This window comes from Curtobacterium pusillum, assembly GCF_007680845.1.
Classification (GTDB): Bacteria; Actinomycetota; Actinomycetes; order Actinomycetales; family Microbacteriaceae; genus Curtobacterium; species Curtobacterium pusillum_B.
The window spans coordinates 1-14,902 of the sequence record NZ_VEIY01000002.1; the positions used below are offsets into that span (position 1 = coordinate 1).

At 72.1% G+C, this 14,902-nt stretch carries 13 protein-coding genes; 6 read left to right on the top strand and 7 right to left on the bottom strand.

Annotation, left to right across the window (positions count from 1 at the left end):
• Window positions 1-17: 17 nt before the first annotated feature.
• Together FS825_RS04365 and FS825_RS04370 are read right to left on the bottom strand one after the other, a co-directional pair.
• Window positions 18-605, bottom strand: a complete 588-nt coding sequence (locus FS825_RS04365) for a CDP-alcohol phosphatidyltransferase family protein (protein WP_144711281.1) — start codon at window positions 603-605, stop codon at window positions 18-20.
• Between the two features lie 336 nt (window positions 606-941).
• Window positions 942-4,787, bottom strand: coding sequence for an AAA family ATPase (locus tag FS825_RS04370; RefSeq protein ID WP_144711282.1), 3,846 nt, complete (start codon window positions 4,785-4,787; stop codon window positions 942-944).
• A 130-nt stretch (window positions 4,788-4,917) separates the two neighbouring features.
• Here FS825_RS04370 and FS825_RS04375 point away from each other — a divergent pair, with 130 nt between their 5' ends.
• The 4 genes from FS825_RS04375 (at window position 4,918) to FS825_RS04390 (ending at window position 8,657) form a co-directional block, all read left to right on the top strand.
• Entirely contained in the window at window positions 4,918-5,790 is an 873-nt protein-coding gene (locus FS825_RS04375; protein WP_144711283.1) for an HpcH/HpaI aldolase/citrate lyase family protein, read from the top strand.
• A 10-nt stretch (window positions 5,791-5,800) separates the two neighbouring features.
• Window positions 5,801-6,271: a DUF6264 family protein gene (locus FS825_RS04380; protein WP_144711284.1), complete on the top strand. Its 471-nt coding sequence runs from the start codon at window positions 5,801-5,803 to the stop codon at window positions 6,269-6,271.
• Window positions 6,272-6,509: 238 nt separating this feature from the next.
• Window positions 6,510-7,757, top strand: a complete 1,248-nt coding sequence (locus FS825_RS04385) for an FAD-dependent oxidoreductase (protein WP_144711285.1) — start codon at window positions 6,510-6,512, stop codon at window positions 7,755-7,757.
• 21 nt (window positions 7,758-7,778) lie between these two features.
• Window positions 7,779-8,657, top strand: a complete 879-nt coding sequence (locus tag FS825_RS04390) for an aldo/keto reductase (protein WP_144711286.1) — start codon at window positions 7,779-7,781, stop codon at window positions 8,655-8,657.
• 66 nt (window positions 8,658-8,723) lie between these two features.
• Here the strand turns inward: FS825_RS04390 and FS825_RS04395 are convergent, their stop codons facing one another.
• On the bottom strand, window positions 8,724-9,191 hold the full coding sequence (locus FS825_RS04395; protein WP_144711287.1) for a hypothetical protein: 468 nt from the start codon (window positions 9,189-9,191) through the stop codon (window positions 8,724-8,726).
• Window positions 9,192-9,301: 110 nt separating this feature from the next.
• Here FS825_RS04395 and FS825_RS04400 point away from each other — a divergent pair, with 110 nt between their 5' ends.
• The gene (locus FS825_RS04400) at window positions 9,302-10,267 is read left to right on the top strand and encodes an NAD(P)H-quinone oxidoreductase (RefSeq protein WP_144711288.1); all 966 of its coding nucleotides are present in this window, start codon (window positions 9,302-9,304) and stop codon (window positions 10,265-10,267) included.
• Here the strand turns inward: FS825_RS04400 and FS825_RS04405 are convergent.
• On the bottom strand, window positions 10,264-10,908 hold the full coding sequence (locus FS825_RS04405; protein ID WP_144711289.1) for a TetR/AcrR family transcriptional regulator: 645 nt from the start codon (window positions 10,906-10,908) through the stop codon (window positions 10,264-10,266). The genes FS825_RS04400 and FS825_RS04405 overlap by 4 nt on opposite strands.
• A 76-nt stretch (window positions 10,909-10,984) precedes the next feature.
• On the opposite strand from FS825_RS04405, the gene FS825_RS04410 reads away from it, so the two are divergent.
• On the top strand, window positions 10,985-12,412 hold the full coding sequence (locus tag FS825_RS04410) for a DHA2 family efflux MFS transporter permease subunit (protein WP_144711290.1): 1,428 nt from the start codon (window positions 10,985-10,987) through the stop codon (window positions 12,410-12,412).
• Between the two features lie 18 nt (window positions 12,413-12,430).
• On the opposite strand, the gene FS825_RS04415 is transcribed toward FS825_RS04410, so the two are convergent.
• The 3 genes from FS825_RS04415 to FS825_RS04425 are packed head-to-tail and all read right to left on the bottom strand — an operon-like array spanning window position 12,431 to window position 14,899.
• On the bottom strand, window positions 12,431-13,201 hold the full coding sequence (locus FS825_RS04415; protein WP_144711291.1) for an amino acid ABC transporter ATP-binding protein: 771 nt from the start codon (window positions 13,199-13,201) through the stop codon (window positions 12,431-12,433).
• On the bottom strand, window positions 13,198-14,076 hold the full coding sequence (locus FS825_RS04420; protein ID WP_144711292.1) for an amino acid ABC transporter permease: 879 nt from the start codon (window positions 14,074-14,076) through the stop codon (window positions 13,198-13,200). The genes FS825_RS04415 and FS825_RS04420 overlap by 4 nt, the downstream gene beginning before the upstream one ends.
• A gap of 4 nt (window positions 14,077-14,080) precedes the next feature.
• Window positions 14,081-14,899: an ABC transporter substrate-binding protein gene (locus FS825_RS04425; RefSeq protein WP_144711293.1), complete on the bottom strand. Its 819-nt coding sequence runs from the start codon at window positions 14,897-14,899 to the stop codon at window positions 14,081-14,083.
• Between the last annotated feature and the right edge of the window lie 3 nt (window positions 14,900-14,902).

Genomic DNA, 14,902 nt, shown 5'->3' on the forward strand with positions numbered 1-14,902 from the left:
GCGGCGCGCGGCGGCGCTCAGCGCGCGGCGGCGACCGCGCGGCGCTTCGCGACCATCGCGAGGGCGTACTGCACGCCGGCGACCACGTGGCCGACCGTGCCGAGGTACACGAACACGAGGGCGACCACGCGGACCCACGGCGCGTTCTCGTCGACGGCGTGCACGGCCGAGAACAACAGCACCGGCAGGCCGACGAACAACAGCGCCGAGCGGATCTTGCCCGTCCACGTGACGTCGAGGTCCGGGTTGCCGTGGAACAGCACGCTCGAGAGCACGACGAGCACGAGGTCGACCGCGACGACGACGATCACGACCCAGAGCGGCAACAGCCCGGTGAGCACGAGCGCCAGCACGATCGCGATGATGGCGAGCCGGTCGGCGATGGGGTCGAGCGACTTGCCGAGCTTCGAGGTCTGGTCGAACTTCCGGGCGATGAACCCGTCCGCCCAGTCGCTCACACCGAGGACGACGAGCGACACGAGCGCCCACCCGGGGTGCCCGGCGACGACGAGGCCCACGAAGACCGGGATCAACACGAACCGGAACAGCGTGATCAGGTTCGGCCAGGTCTGCCAGTCGGGGCGCTGCCGCGCGGTGTCAGTCATCGCAGGCAAGGTTACCGGCTCACCAGTGCGGCGGGACGTCGCGCCGGAGCTGGTCGTCGTTCTCGCCGTCGCGGTGCCGAGCCGGTTCCGGGGCCGGGGTGGGGTCGGAGCCCGGTGCGGGCTGGGTGGTGACGCGTCTGCGGGGGCGACCCGCGCCTCCCGGCTCGCCCGCCGGAGACCCCGGGGACGCGACCGGCGCGGCGGTCGTCGCCGCAGGAACGACGGGAGGCGCGGCTGACGACGCGTCGTCGGCCCGCGTCCACGTGCCCACCAGCTGGTCCGTGTCGGGCGTCACCGGCCCGGCTGGCCGGGAGGCCCGCCGGCTCGGGCGTCGAGTCACCGGCGTGCGGGGATCGGCGGGATCGAGATCTCCTGGGTGACGCCGCGGTCCACGCCGAGCACCGCGGCGACGGTGTTCGCGACACGGTCGGGGTCGGAGAACAGCTGGAACGCGTGCACGCGCACGTAGTGCCACCCGAGTCGGCGGAGCACCTCGGGGCGGAGCCGCAGCGACTCGCGCAGCGACCCCTTCACGAGCGACGCGTCGGTCTCGATCGTCACGCAGACGCCGCCGTGCGCGGCCACGAGCCCGAGCTTGCCGCGGTGCCCGAGCGCGACCGGGATGCCGCGCATCTCGAGTCGGCGTGCCAGGTCCACGAGCAGCGGGTCGGAGTCGTCCGGGACGTACTCGGCGGTGGTGCGGGCACGGACCTCGGCGAGGATCTCGGCGAGGGCGACGGTGCCGTGGCCCATGCGCTCGGCCTCGATGTCGGACGGCTGGAAGCACGTGACGATGACCATCGAGCGGCGGGCACGGGTCATCGCGACGGCGAGCAGGCGCTCCCCGCCGGGCTTGCCGAGCGGACCGAAGTCCCGCAGCACCCGACCGTGCGGCGTCCGGCCGTACCCGATCGAGAACACGACGCGGTCACGGCTCTGCGCGACGGACTGCTCGAGCGTCGCGACGATGAACGGCTCGGCACGGTCGCCGATGACGAACTCGGTGAGGTCCTTGTGCCCCTGCGCCGCGGTGAGCACGGCCTGTTCGACCCGCACGGCGTGCTTCGCCGAGGCGGTGATGACCATGAGCGACTCGGTCGGGCGGGTGCGGGCGTGGTCGAGCACGAGCCGGACGACGCGGTCCACCTCGGCGTCGACGCTCTCGACGGCCCCGGACTCGGGATCGGGCACGGCCTTGCCGTCGCTGACGTAGTCGAGCGCGATGGACCCGTGCCCGAGGAACGAGCCGGCCCACGGCAGCGACTCGATGCGGCCGCCGTAGAACCGGCGGTTGACGAGCTCGGCGAGGTCCTCGCCGCCGGCGCGGTACGACCGCGTGAGCGACAGGGTCGGCAGGAGCGTGGACAGCTTCGCGAGGGCGGAGTCGGCGTGGAAGGCGTCGAGCGTGCCCTCGTCGACCTGCAGCGCTCGGTGCGCGGGGTCGACCGCGATCCGGAACGGGGACGGCGTCTGCGTGACCGGGTCGCCGAACACGACGGTCTGGCGGGCACGGCGGACGGCGCCGACGGTCTCGGCGATGGTGACGGCCCCGGCGTCGACGAGGATCACCGTGTCGAACGGCATCGTGTCGGCGATCTGCGCGACCTCGTACGGGCTCGCGAGCCACACCGGTGCGATCGAGCGCGACAGGTGCGGCGCGGAGTCCTGCAGGAGGCGCGAGGTGATCGCGCCCTCCTTGAGCTGCGTCTTGAGCGCGGTCGACTCGTCCGGCCAGTCGACGAGCCCGACCTTCCAGTTCTCGGCGAGCTGCCACGCGAGGCCCTGGGAGACCCCGGCCGCGTGTGCGTCGTCGACGAGGCGGAAGTCGGCCTCGACCCGGTCGAGCATGTCGGTGTTCGCGCCGAGCAGGGCCCGGTCGGACTCGAGCATCGTCTCGAGGGCGGACTGCCACCACGCGAGCTCGAGCTCGGCGGGGACGTGGGTGTCCGGCACGTGCCGGTTCGCCAGGTCGGTGATGAGCGGTTCGAGCTGCAGGTCGCGCAGGGTCTGCATGAGCTCGGTGCGCTCCTGCAGGTTGTGCAGGACGTCGGATTCCTCGGCGAGGCGCGCGATCGTCGGGACGAGCTCGTCGATCGGCACGTTCGCGAGCTGGGTCTCGCGGGAGGTTCGGCCGAGCGGCTCGTCGAGACGCGCCAGGTCCTCGACCACGTTCGAGAACAGCACCTGCACGTCGGCGATGCCGGTCGGCACCTCGGGGTTGACGCCGGCGGCGACGTAGCGCTGCCAGAGCACACGCTGCTGCTGGACGCGGGTGAGCGCTTCGTGCAGGTCCGACACGTGCACGCCCGGACGGACGTACTCGCGGGCGAGCTTCTTCAGCCGACGGCGGTTCGTCGACGACATCGGGGCGCCCTCGCCGCGCGGGGCGGTGGCGGCGACCAGCTCGGACACCGAGCGGTCGAACACGACGGGCAGGAAGCGGTCGAGGGTGTCGCGGATCTCGGTGAGCAGGCGGAGGTAGATGCCGAGCTCGTTGATGGTCGTGAACTGCCGCATGTGGGTCGTGGCCACGAGGTCGTGGGCGCGGCGCAGCAGCGTCGGCAGGCCGTCGCCGTCGAGGTCCTTCGCGGTCTTGTGCGCCCGGTGCGCGCCGTCGCTCGAGGCGAACTTGGCGCCGTACCAGGGCGAGTCGTCCGGGCCGTAGCGGAACTCACCGAGGTTCGCGGCGCTGACCATCGTCTCGGCGACGCGCGGGCGTCCCTCGACCATGCTCGTCACGGACGTCTTCGAGAGCCGTGCGGTGGTCGACGGCGGCACCGGCAGGAGCGACAGCCGGGAGAGCTCGACCAGGCAGTCGAGGACCGAGACGCGGAAGTCCGGGTCGACGCGGGTCAACGAGCCGCGGTAGTCCTTGAGGACCTTCCGGAGCCGGACCAGGGCGTCGTCGACCTCGCGGAGGTTCGGGCGGGACGCCTTCTCGTTGCGGGCGATCGCGCGGACGACGTCCCGGCGGAGGGTGCTCGGCGTGACCGCGACGCCGGGCAGCTGCACCTCGGCGAAGCGGGCGGCGATCCCGCGGAGGGTCGCCCGGCGAGGGCTGACGACGAGGACCCGCTTGTTCGCGGCGACGAGACCGCCGAGCGCGTTGACGATGGTCTGCGTGCCGCCCGTGCCCGGGAGGGTCTTCACGACGATGGAGTTGCCGGCCGTGATCTGCGCGATCACGTTCTCCTGCTCGTCGTCGGCGTCGAGCAGGAGCGTGTCCGTCTCCGGGCTGCGCTCGTCCGACGGCGTCTGCTCGACCGGGTGGTACGACTGCTCGACCTGCCACTTCGCGCTCGGGTTGCCGGCGAGGGCGTCGAGCACGGGGTGCGAGAGGTCCTCGGTGTCCTCGACCATGCCGGTCGCGACCTCGGCGAAGGTCGACACGACGAGGCGTGCGTGCACCGAGAAGCCCGGGATGTGGGCGGTCAGGCCACGGAGCCGGTCGATCACCGGGTTCGGGGTGAAGGAGCCGTCCTGCTGCGCCAGCGCGACGAACGACTGCGCGTCGAGGATGACGCCGAACTGCTCGTGGAGCGCGTCGGCGAGACCAGGGTTGAGCACGGGTTCACCGAGCAGCCGGACCTCGAAGTCACGGCCGTGCCGGCGGATCGCGAGCGGACGGAGCAGCACCGGACCGCGGAACTGCTCGTCGCCGTGCTCCCAGTCGGCCATGCCGATGCCGAGCTTCACGGCGTCGATGCCGCGCACGGTGGCGAGCTCGGTGCCCTTCGCCTCGACGTGGGCCGCGGCGATGCGGGCGGCACGGAGCGCCACCTCGTCGCGGATGAGGCTCGACAGCAGTGTCGTCTTGCCGGTGATGAACTGGGCGAGACCGCCCGGGTGCGTCGTCGAGAGCTCGATGCGGGCACGCGGGTGGTCGGCGAAGTGGGTGAGCGGGCTCGTGCCGCCCACGCCGGTGAGCTGCTTGCGCCAGACGTCCCACACCGGCTCCGCGGCGTTGCCGGCCTGGAGGCGCGGATCACCCAGGCTGATCGCCTGCGGGCTCGTGAGCTGCAGTTCCGGTCGCAGCGTGCGGTCGGGTTCGTCCGTCACGACGGTCTCTTCCTGCTTCCCCCGCTGGTCCTGCTCCCCCTGCTGGTCGTGCTGTTCGTCTGCAGGCGCGTCGGCGCCCTCGACGGGGACGTCGTCGTTCACGTCGTCCTCGCCGTCGGTCACCCTGTCCGCTCGCCACACATCCGACACTGTAGGCGGAAGCGGGCCACCACTCTGGCAATGAACCGAGGTTTCGGGGTTTCCGGACGGGCGCGATGCGATCCCCGGGCACCCGATGTGGTACCAACGGGGCATGGCCATCGACGACCGCACCGCTGTGTCCACCACTCCGCCGAACCGGCGTCGATCCGTCCCCGCCGAGATCTCGCGGTCCTGGCTGCTCGTCTCCGGCACGGCTGCCGACCGGTTCGAGCGGGCCCAGCGCTCCCGGGCCGACCAGATCATCCTCGACATCGAGGACGCCGTGGACCCGGCCGCGAAGCCCGGCGCACGGAACACCGTGGCGTCCTGGCTCGCGGGCGGCGGCGAGGCCTGGGTGCGGATCAACGACGTCACGACCGACTTCTGGGCGGACGACGTCGAGGAGCTCCGTGGCCTGCCGGGGCTGCAGGGCGTCATGCTCGCGAAGACCGAGTCCCCGGCGCAGGTCACCGACACCTGGCACCGACTCGGTGGGCAGACGCCCGTGATCGCCCTCGTCGAGTCGGCCCTCGGCATCGAGGAGTCCGTGTCCATCGCCCGCGCCCAGGGGGCGTTCCGCCTCGCGTTCGGCTCCGGCGACTACCGCCGCGACACCGGGACGAGCGCGGACACCCTCGCGATGGCGTACCCCCGGTCGAAGCTCGTCGTGGCGTCCCGCGTCGGCGACCTGCCCGGCCCGATCGACGGCCCCACGGTGGGTTCGTCGCACCCGATCCTCCGCGAGCAGTCGCAGGTCGCCGTGTCGCTCGGCCTGACCGGCAAGCTCTGCCTCGACACCGAGCAGCTGCCGGTCATCAACGAGGTCATCTCCCCCACGCCGACCGACGTCGCCTGGGCACAGGACTTCCTCGACGACTTCGAGGCGCGCGGCCGCGTGATCCGGGACGGCTCCGACCTGCCGCGACTCGGTCGGGCGCAGAAGATCCAGCGCCTCGCCCAGGCGTTCGGTGTGGAAGCACGGTAGGACTGCACCCATGACCTGGTCGAACGTCCCCGGTGGTCCGCCGCAGCACTCCCCCTCCGACCCCACCGGTGCCCAGCGCGCCGCGTGGGAGCAGGGCGGGTCGACGCTCTTCCCGGCCGGCAAGCTCGCCGACCGGATCTCGACCGTGCTGCTCCTGGCGTTCGGCGCGATCATGACGATCGTGACCGCCGTCGTCGGGATCATCGCCGTCATCTCGGCCACGGCCACGTGCGACGCCGCGCAGGGGTGCTCCCCCGGTGCGTACTTCGGCGGGACGGCGATCGCGGTCGGCGGGGCGTTCGTGATCGGGGTCGCGACCACGGTCGTGGCGATCGGCGCGTGGATCCGCCGGCGGTCCTCGTGGTGGATCGCGGCGATCGGCTTCGTGCTGGCGATCGGGGTGATCACCTGGGGCGGCGTGGTCTTCGCGGGTGCCGCGGACGCCGGCACCGGCTCGAGCTCGGTGGGCACGACCGCCTGACGCGCCGCGGGCGCACGCGGGTTCCGACACGGCACGCGTCGATCGACACGTGCGTCGTCGCACCATGCGGACGCAGACGATCTGTGCGCATCGATCGACACGGCCCCGGTCGAACGACGCGTGCAGTGACGCACCATGCGCGCGCACCGCGGGCGGTGGGCGCGACCACTGCCGGACGGGAGGCGCGGTGCGAGCCGGCACCGCGCCTCCAGTCCGCCCCCGGCGTAGCGTCCAGGGCATGGTGACGGTCTCGCGGACGAGCGTCGCGGTGGTCGGCGGCGGCCCCGCCGGCATCGTCCTCGGCCTGCTGCTCGCCCGCGCCGGCGTCGCCGTCCGGGTCGTCGAGAAGCACGACGACTTCAACCGGGACTTCCGCGGCGACACCGTGCACGCCTCCACGATCCGACTGCTCGACGAACTCGGACTCGGCGACCGGTTCCGGGCCCTGCCGCAGTCCCGCCTCGACGACTTCTCGCTGCCGATGCCGGACGGCTCCCGCGTGCTGCTCGGCGACTTCTCGCGACTCCGCCCGCCGTACGACCACGTGGCGATGGTGCCGCAGTGGGACCTCCTCGACATGCTCGTGACCGCCGCCCGCGAGGAACCGTCCTTCACGATCTCGACGGGCCTCGCGGCGACCGGCACGATCGAGGAGAACGGCGTCGTGACCGGCGTGCACCTCCGGCCGTACCGGGGTGACGGGGAGCCCGAGGAGCTCCGCGCCGACGTCGTGGTCGCCTGCGACGGCCGCGACTCCGTGCTGCGCGCCGCCGCCGGACTCCGGCCCCGCTCGTTCCCGGTCCCGTTCGACACCTGGTGGTTCCGGCTGCCGCGCGAGCCCGGTGACGCGTCCACCGCGCTCGTGCCAGCGTTCGCGGGCACCGACGTGCTGCTGAGCTTCCCGCGGCCGGACTACCACCAGGTCGCCTACTTCGCGCCGAAGGGGTCCGACGCAGCGCTCCGGGCCGAGGGACTCGCAGCCTTCCGGGCACGGGTCGCCCGGCTCCGCCCCGACTTCGCCGACCGGGTGGACGCGATCGGCTCGATGGACGACGTGCACGTGCTCGACGTCCGGATGGACCGGCTGACCCGGTGGTGGCGTCCGGGGCTGCTCTGCATCGGCGACGCCGCGCACGCGATGTCCCCGGCGGGCGGCGTCGGCATCAACCTGGCGGTGCAGGACGCCGTCGCGACCGCGGCGATCCTCGTGCCGGCGCTCCGCCGCGGGCTCGTCGGCGCCGGGCTCGACGGGGCGCTCGCGGCCGTGCAGCGTCGGCGGACGGCGCCGGCCGTGCTGGTCCAGACCGCGCAGGCGATGCTGCACCGGGTGGTGTTCGAGCGGGCGTTCGCGGGCGCGCTGCAGGCGGGGCCGCCGAAGGTGCCGGTCCTCCTGGCGCGGTACGTGCCCCCGGTCCGCGGTGTCTACGCACGCGGCATCGCCTTCGGTCCGCTCCCCGAGCACGCGCCGACCTGGGCGCGCCGCTGACGCCCGGCGCATGCTGGTCCCATGAAGCAACGAGTCATCGGAGACGTGTCGGTCAGTGCCATCGGACTGGGCGGGATGCCCATGTCCATCGAGGGACGTCCGGAGGAACGGCAGTCGATCGCCACGATCCACGCCGCGCTCGAGGCCGGCGTCACCCTCATCGACACCGCCGACGCGTACCACCTCGGCGGCCACGACGAGGTGGGGCACAACGAGTCCCTCATCGCGCGGGCGGTCCGCGAGTTCCACGGCGACACCGACGCCGTCCTCATCGCGACGAAGGGCGGTCACCTCCGCCCCGAGGCCGGTCCGTGGGCGAAGAACGGGCGGCCGGAGTACCTCAAGGAGGCGGCGAAGGCGTCCGCGAAGCGTCTCGGCGTGGAGTCGATCGGGCTCTACCAGTTCCACCGCCCGGACCCGGACGTCCCCTACGCGGAGTCGGTCGGCGCGCTCCGGGACCTCCTCGACGAGGGCGTCATCCGGATGGCCGGGATCTCGAACGCCGACCCGGACCAGATCCGCACGGCGAACGAGGTCCTCGACGGCCGTCTGGCCTCGGTGCAGAACCAGTACTCGCCGAAGTTCCGCTCGAGCGAGCCCGAGCTCGAGCTCTGCGACGAGCTCGGCATCGCGTTCCTGCCGTGGAGCCCCCTCGGCGGGATCCAGGACGCGGCGACCCTCGGCACCGCGTACGAGGACTTCGCGTACATCGCGCGGGACCGCGGCGTCAGCCCGCAGGTGATCGCGCTGGCGTGGGAGCTGCAGAAGAGCGACGTCGTCGTCCCGATCCCGGGGGCGTCCCGGCCGCAGTCGATCCTCGACTCGGTGACGGCCGCGACGGTGAAGCTGCGACCGGAGGACGTCGCGCGACTCGACGCGTCGCGACCGGCGGCCGCGTAGAGGACGCGACCCGCGCCTCCTGGACGGTCGTCAGCCGGGAGGCGCGGGTCGCGCGTCCGGGTCGCGTCACGACGGGCAGGCCGTCGCCACCTCCTTGAGCGCGGTCTGCACGTCGGTCTCGGCCGCCTGTGCGTCCGCCGACTCCTCCGAGCCGCTCTTCCGCAGCGCGGCGGCGTAGTCCTTCGCCGCGCTGTTGAAGTGCTCGAACGCCGTCTTCACGGTGGCGTTGCCGATGCCCGGCAGGGACGCGTCGAGCCGGTCGTTGATCTCCGTGACCAGCGCAGCGCGCGCCTTGGGGTCGGCCGGCGCGGAGGCGGACGTCTGGTCGTCGACGAAGGACTGGAACTCCTTCTCGACCTGGGCGCAGGCCTCGGCCTTCGTCTGCGACGCTGCGGCGACGGTCTTCGTGGCGGACGGGGTGTCCGACGAGTCACTGCCCGACGAGCCACCGGTCGAGGAGCCGCCGCCCGAGCAGCCGGCGAGGAGTGCCACCGCGACGGCTGCGGTGGCGAGCGAGACGAGCTTCTTGCGCATGTGTGGGTCCCCCAGGTCGTGCCCGCACCCGGGACGGCGTGCGGATCCGCATCGAGGCTACACATCGGCGCCGCACAGGGTGACCCGGCCCGTGGCGTACCGTCGAGGGCATGCGCGCCATCACGCCCGACGACGGCACCCTCCACGTCGACGAACTGCCCGACCCGGTGCCGGCCGCGGGCGAGGTCCTCATCGAGGTCGCCGCCGCCGGGGTGAACAACGCGGACCTGCAGCAGGTCGCCGGGAACTACCCGCCGCCGCCCGGGGCGTCCGACATCCTCGGGCTCGAGGTCTCCGGCACGGTCCGCGCGCTCGGCGCCGGGGTGACCAGCTTCGCGATCGGCGACCGGGTCTGCGCGCTGCTCTCGGGCGGTGGCTACGCGTCGCTCGTCGCCGCGCCCGTGACGCAGGTGCTGCCGGTTCCGGGGAACGTCGACCTCGTCGAGGCCGCCGGGCTGCCCGAGGCCGCCTGCACGGTCTACTCGAACGTCGGCATGCTCGCCGGACTCCGCCCCGGACAGACGCTCCTCGTGCACGGCGGGACGGGCGGCATGGGGTCGCACGCGGTGCTGTGGGCGAAGGCGCTCGGTGCGACGGTGGTCGCGACCTCGGGCGGCGAGCGCAAGGTGCGCGCCTCCCGCGAGCTCGGGGCGGACCTGGTCATCGACCACCGCTCCGAGGACTTCGTCGCCCGCACGCTCGAGTTCACCGGCGGCCGCGGGGTGGACGTCGTGCTCGACGTGGTCGGGCCGGACTACCTCGACCGGAACCTCGAGGTCCTCGCGCCGAACGGGCACATCGCGGTCATCGCATCGGGGAGCGGCCGCACCGGCGAGCTCGACCTCGGCGCGATGATGCGGAAGCGCGCGACGATCAGTGCGACGACGTTGCGCGCACGTCCCGCCGTCGAGAAGGCCGCGATCGTCGAGGCCGTGCGCTACAACGTCTGGCCGCTGGTCTCCGCAGGACGGGTGCGACCGGTGGTCGACTCGGTGCTCCCGCTCGACCAGGCGGCCGAGGCGCACCGACGGGTCCGCGACGGCGAGGTCATCGGGAAGGTGCTGCTGACGCCCTAGGCGCCCACGGCGCCCGCGGCACTCGCGGCGCCCGCGCGCTGTCCTCGCACGAGGTCGAGCACCTGGCCGCACTTCGCCCCGAACGTCGCGCGGAGCAGGTCCGCGGCGTCGGAGTCCGCGTCGAACAGCGACGGCATGTCGATCGCCAGCATGACGGCGAAGATCATCCCGCTGCCGAGGAACCCCTGCACCTGGTCGTCGGGGATCCCGGCCTCGTCGCGGAGGAACCGGTACATCTCGAGGAACCCCGCGCGGGCGGCGGCACCGATCGCCGGGTCGGCACCGGACACGAAGCCCTGCAGGAGCATCGTGTGGAGGCCCTGCTTCGCGGCGAGGTCGACGAACTGCTCGCCGATGACGTGCGCGACGGTGTCGTCCGGGCCGAGGTGCGCGAGGGTCTCCCGCCACGCGTCGAGCAGGGTCGTCAGCGTGTCGTGGAAGACCTCGAGGAAGAGTGCTTCCTTCGAGCCGAACATCCGCACGACGTACGGCTGGCTGATGCCCGCGGCGGCCGCGATCTGGTCCGTGGTCGTGCCGTTGTAGCCCTGGCTGCCGAAGAGCCCTCGCGCAGCCTCGAGGATCATCGCGCGCCGCTGCGCGGCGGGCATCCGGGGAGCGGGTGCTTCGGTTGCGGAACTCATGGTTGACAGGTTATCAGTCGATTACTACAGTCGCCATCGTTAGTAATCATCCGATTACCAAAGAACGGATCCCACCATGGAACGACGCATCCCCGTCTGGCTCGCCGTCGCAGCCGCGTCCCTCCCGATGTTCATGGCCACGCTCGACAACCTCGTCGTCACGAGTGCCCTGCCGGCCGTCCACGCCGACCTCGGCGCCTCGGTCGAGGAGCTGCAGTGGATCACGAACGCGTACACGCTCGCGTTCGCCGCGCTCATGCTCCTCGCCGTCGGTCTCGGCGACCGCCTGGGCCGCCGGCACCTGTTCGTCGCGGGCATCGCGGTCTTCACCGTGTCGTCCGCCTTCGCCGCGCTGAGCACCGACCCGACCGCCCTCATCGTCTGGCGAGCGGTCGAGGGCGCCGGGGCCGCCGCGATCATGCCGCTCTCGCTCACCCTGCTCGTCGGCAGCGTGCCGGACCGGCTCCGCACGGTCGGCATCGGCGTCTGGGGTGGCATCTCCGGCCTCGGGGTCGCCCTCGGCCCGCTCATCGGCGGCGCCGTCGTCGAGAACTGGAGCTGGGAGGCCATCTTCTGGCTCAACGTCCCCGTCGGCATCATCGCCATCCCGCTCGCCCTGTACGCGCTGCCGAACACCCGTGGCGCCCGGGTCCGTGCCGACGTCCTCGGCGTCCTGCTCGCCGGGCTCGGCGTGCTCGGGGTCGTCTTCGGTGTCGTCCGCGGCAACGACGCGGGGTGGACCAGTGGCGAGGTGCTCACCGGACTGATCGGCGGCGGTGTGCTGCTCGTCGCGTTCGTCCTCTGGCAGGCACGGACGTCCGCTCCGCTGCTGCCGCTCCGGTTCTTCCGCGACCGCAGCTTCGCCCTCGCCAACATCGTCGCGATGACGTTCTCGTTCGGGGCGTTCGGCGCGGTGTTCATCCTCATCCAGTTCCTGCAGGTCGTGCAGGGCCGCACCCCGCTCGAGGCCGGCGTCTGGACGATGCCGTGGACCCTCGCGCCGATGGTGGTCGCGCCGCTCGCCGGGATCATCGCACCCCGGGTCGGCACGCGCGTGCTCATCACGGGCGGGATGGTGTTCCTGTCCGCCGGGCTGTTCTGGATCGCCGGGACGATGGCCGCCGACGTCACCTTCACGACCCTGCTGCCCGGCTTCCTGCTCGCCGGGATCGGGATGGGCGCAGTGTTCGGGCCGATCTCGACGGCGGTGCTCGCCCGGATGCCGCAGCACGACCACGCGAAGGCGTCGGGGGCGAACTCGACGCTCCGCGAGATCGGTGTCGCACTCGGGATCGCCGTCCTCACCGCGGTGTTCACCGGCAACGGCGGCCAGCTCACCCCCACCGGGTACGTGGACGCGGCGCAGCCGGCCGTGATGGTCGGTGCCGCCGTGGTCGCGGCGAGCGCGATCGTCGCCGTGTTCCTGCCCGCGGGTCGCGCGGCCCGCGCTCCCGAGGCGCTCCCCGAGCCCGTCCTCGAGCCCCAGCTCTCCCCCGCGAGCTGACCCGCACCCCCGGGTGGGTCAGGCGTGGACGCGGGAGAGGAACTCCACGAGCGCCGGGTGCTGCGGGGCGTCGAGGACGGCAGCGGGAGCGCCCTCCTCGACGACCTCGCCCCGGTGGAGGAACACGATCCGGTCGGCCACGTTCCGCGCGAAGTGCATCTCGTGCGTCGTCATGAGGATCGTGGAGCCCTGCCGCTTCAGCTCGGTGACGAGGTCGAGCACCTCACCGACGAGCTGCGGGTCGAGGGCGCTCGTGACCTCGTCGAGCAGGAGCAGCTCCGGGTCGGACGCGATGGCCCGGACGATCGCGACGCGCTGCTGCTGCCCGCCGGAGAGCCGGTCCGGGTACGCACCCGCGAAGTCCGCGAGGCCGATCCGGTCGAGCAGCCGCTTCGCGGTCGCCTCGGCCTCCGCTCGCGGCACCCCGTGCACCTGGCGGGAGGCGAGCGTCACGTTGTCGAGCACGCTCATGTGCGGGAACAGGTTGAACTGCTGGAAGACCACACCGATCCGCGCCCGCGTGCGGTCGACGTCGATCCGAGGGTCGGCGATGTCCGTGCCCTGCAGCAGGATCTCGCCGTCGTCGATGCCCTCCAGCAGGTTCACCGTCTTGAGGAGCGTCGACTTCCCGGACCCGGACGCCCCGATGACGCAGATGACCTCGTGGCGGTGCACGGTCAGGTCGATGCCGCGGAAAACCTCGTGCTCGCCGAACGCCTTGCGCAACCCGCGCAGCTCGAGGACCGCAGCCGACGCGTCGGGCGTGTTCCGCGCCTCCAGACCGCTCATACCGTGCCCCCGATCTGCTCGCGCCGCTGCTGCCGACGCGCGATCGCGTCCGTGACGCGGATCAGCGGCAGGCTGATCACCACGAACAGCAGGCCGGCGACGAAGTAGGGCGTGAAGTTGTAGCTCTCGGCCTGCGCGATCTGCGCGGACCGGACCGCGTCGACGGCACCGAGGATCGACACCAGGCCGACGTCCTTCTGCATCGACACGAAGTCGTTCATGAGCGCCGGCGTGACCTTCCGGATCGCCTGCGGGAGCACCACGAGCCGGAGCGTCTTCGCGTGCGACAGCCCGAGCGACCGGGCCGCGAGGCGCTGGGAGGGGTGCACGGCCTCCATGCCGGCACGGAGGACCTCGGCGATGTAGGACGAGTACGTCAGGACGATCGCGATGGTGCCCCAGACCTCGGCGGGCAGGCGCGGGAAGACCCCGAGACCGGGGATCCCGTACCCGACGAGGTACAGCACGATGATGAGCGGCAGGCCACGGAACAGGTCCGTGTAGCCGGTCGCGAGCATCCGCAACGGGAAGAACACCGGGTTCCGGAGCCCGCGGACGACCGCGAGGAGCGTGCCGAACACCGCGACGCCGATGGCGCTGAAGAACAGGATCCGGACGTTCAACCAGAGCCCCAGCAGGATCGCCGGGAACGACTCGACGGCGGTCTGCGGGTCGAAGAACGACTGCTGCACCGCGGCCCAGCCCGGGGTGTTCACGACACCGAACCAGACGATCGCGATGACGACGACCGTCGACAGCACGGAGACGACGACCGATCGACGGCCGCGCTGCCGACGGTAGAGCCGGCGTTCCAGCTCGACCTGGCTCGGCGCGGGTGCGGCCACCGGGGTGCCGGCGCCTGCTGGCAGGGTCATGCGGCTACTTCAGGACCGGGGTGCCGGTCTCCGAGGAGAGCCACTTCGTCTGCAGGGACTCCAGGGTGCCGTCGTCGTCGAGTGCTGCGAGGGCCTTGTCGACCTTGCTCGTCAGCTTCGAGTCCTTCGGCAGCACGAAGCCGAACTGGTCGCCCTTGCCGTCGGCCGGGAACTGCGCCGACACGGTGCCGTCGTCGAGCTGCGCGGACGCCATGTAGAACGCCGTCGGGAGGTCGGTGACGATCGCGTCGATCTGCCCGGACTTGAGCGCGAGCACCGCGTCGTCGTTCGAGTTGAAGACCTGCGGGGTGACCCCGAGGACGCTCTTGACGCTGTCGATCGAGGTAGACCCGGTCGCGACGCCGATCGCGTCCTTCTTCAGCTCGGCGATCGTGGTGTGGTCGACGGCCTTCGAGGACTTCGTCGTGACGACCGCCTGCGTGGTCGTGTAGTACGGCGTGGACATGTCCACGGCCTTCTTGCGCTTGGCGTCGATCGAGAACTGCTGGATGTTGAGGTCCCAGTCCTTCGGGCCCGGTGCGATCGCGCTGTCGAACGTGCTGCGCTTCCAGACCACGTCGGACTTCGCGTACCCCATCTCCTTCGCGACGGCGTAGGCCACCGCGGACTCGAAGCCCTTGCCGGACTGCGGCTTGTTGTCCTCGACCCACGGCGAGTACGCGGGCTGACCGGTCGCGATCGTGAGCTTGCCGTCGGTGACGGTGCCGGCGGCGTTGCTGCTGCCGGAGGAGCACGCGGAGAGTGCGAGTGCGGCGACCGCGGCGGTCGCGACGACGAGGGTGAGACGGAGGGATCGGGTCACGGT

Excerpts from the sequence above, each read along its gene's own strand:
- FS825_RS04390 (WP_144711286.1), top strand. The coding sequence starts at position 7,779 with ATGAAGCAACGAGTCATCGGAGACGTGTCGGTCAGTGCCATCGGACTG.
- FS825_RS04400 (WP_144711288.1), top strand. The coding sequence starts at position 9,302 with ATGCGCGCCATCACGCCCGACGACGGCACCCTCCACGTCGACGAACTG.
- FS825_RS04385 (WP_144711285.1), top strand. The coding sequence starts at position 6,510 with ATGGTGACGGTCTCGCGGACGAGCGTCGCGGTGGTCGGCGGCGGCCCC.
- FS825_RS04410 (WP_144711290.1), top strand. The coding sequence starts at position 10,985 with ATGGAACGACGCATCCCCGTCTGGCTCGCCGTCGCAGCCGCGTCCCTC.
- FS825_RS04365 (WP_144711281.1), bottom strand. The coding sequence starts at position 605 with ATGACTGACACCGCGCGGCAGCGCCCCGACTGGCAGACCTGGCCGAAC.
- FS825_RS04395 (WP_144711287.1), bottom strand. The coding sequence starts at position 9,191 with ATGCGCAAGAAGCTCGTCTCGCTCGCCACCGCAGCCGTCGCGGTGGCA.
- FS825_RS04380 (WP_144711284.1), top strand. The coding sequence starts at position 5,801 with ATGACCTGGTCGAACGTCCCCGGTGGTCCGCCGCAGCACTCCCCCTCC.
- FS825_RS04415 (WP_144711291.1), bottom strand. The coding sequence starts at position 13,201 with ATGAGCGGTCTGGAGGCGCGGAACACGCCCGACGCGTCGGCTGCGGTC.
- FS825_RS04420 (WP_144711292.1), bottom strand. The coding sequence starts at position 14,076 with ATGACCCTGCCAGCAGGCGCCGGCACCCCGGTGGCCGCACCCGCGCCG.
- FS825_RS04375 (WP_144711283.1), top strand. The coding sequence starts at position 4,918 with ATGGCCATCGACGACCGCACCGCTGTGTCCACCACTCCGCCGAACCGG.
- FS825_RS04405 (WP_144711289.1), bottom strand. The coding sequence starts at position 10,908 with ATGAGTTCCGCAACCGAAGCACCCGCTCCCCGGATGCCCGCCGCGCAG.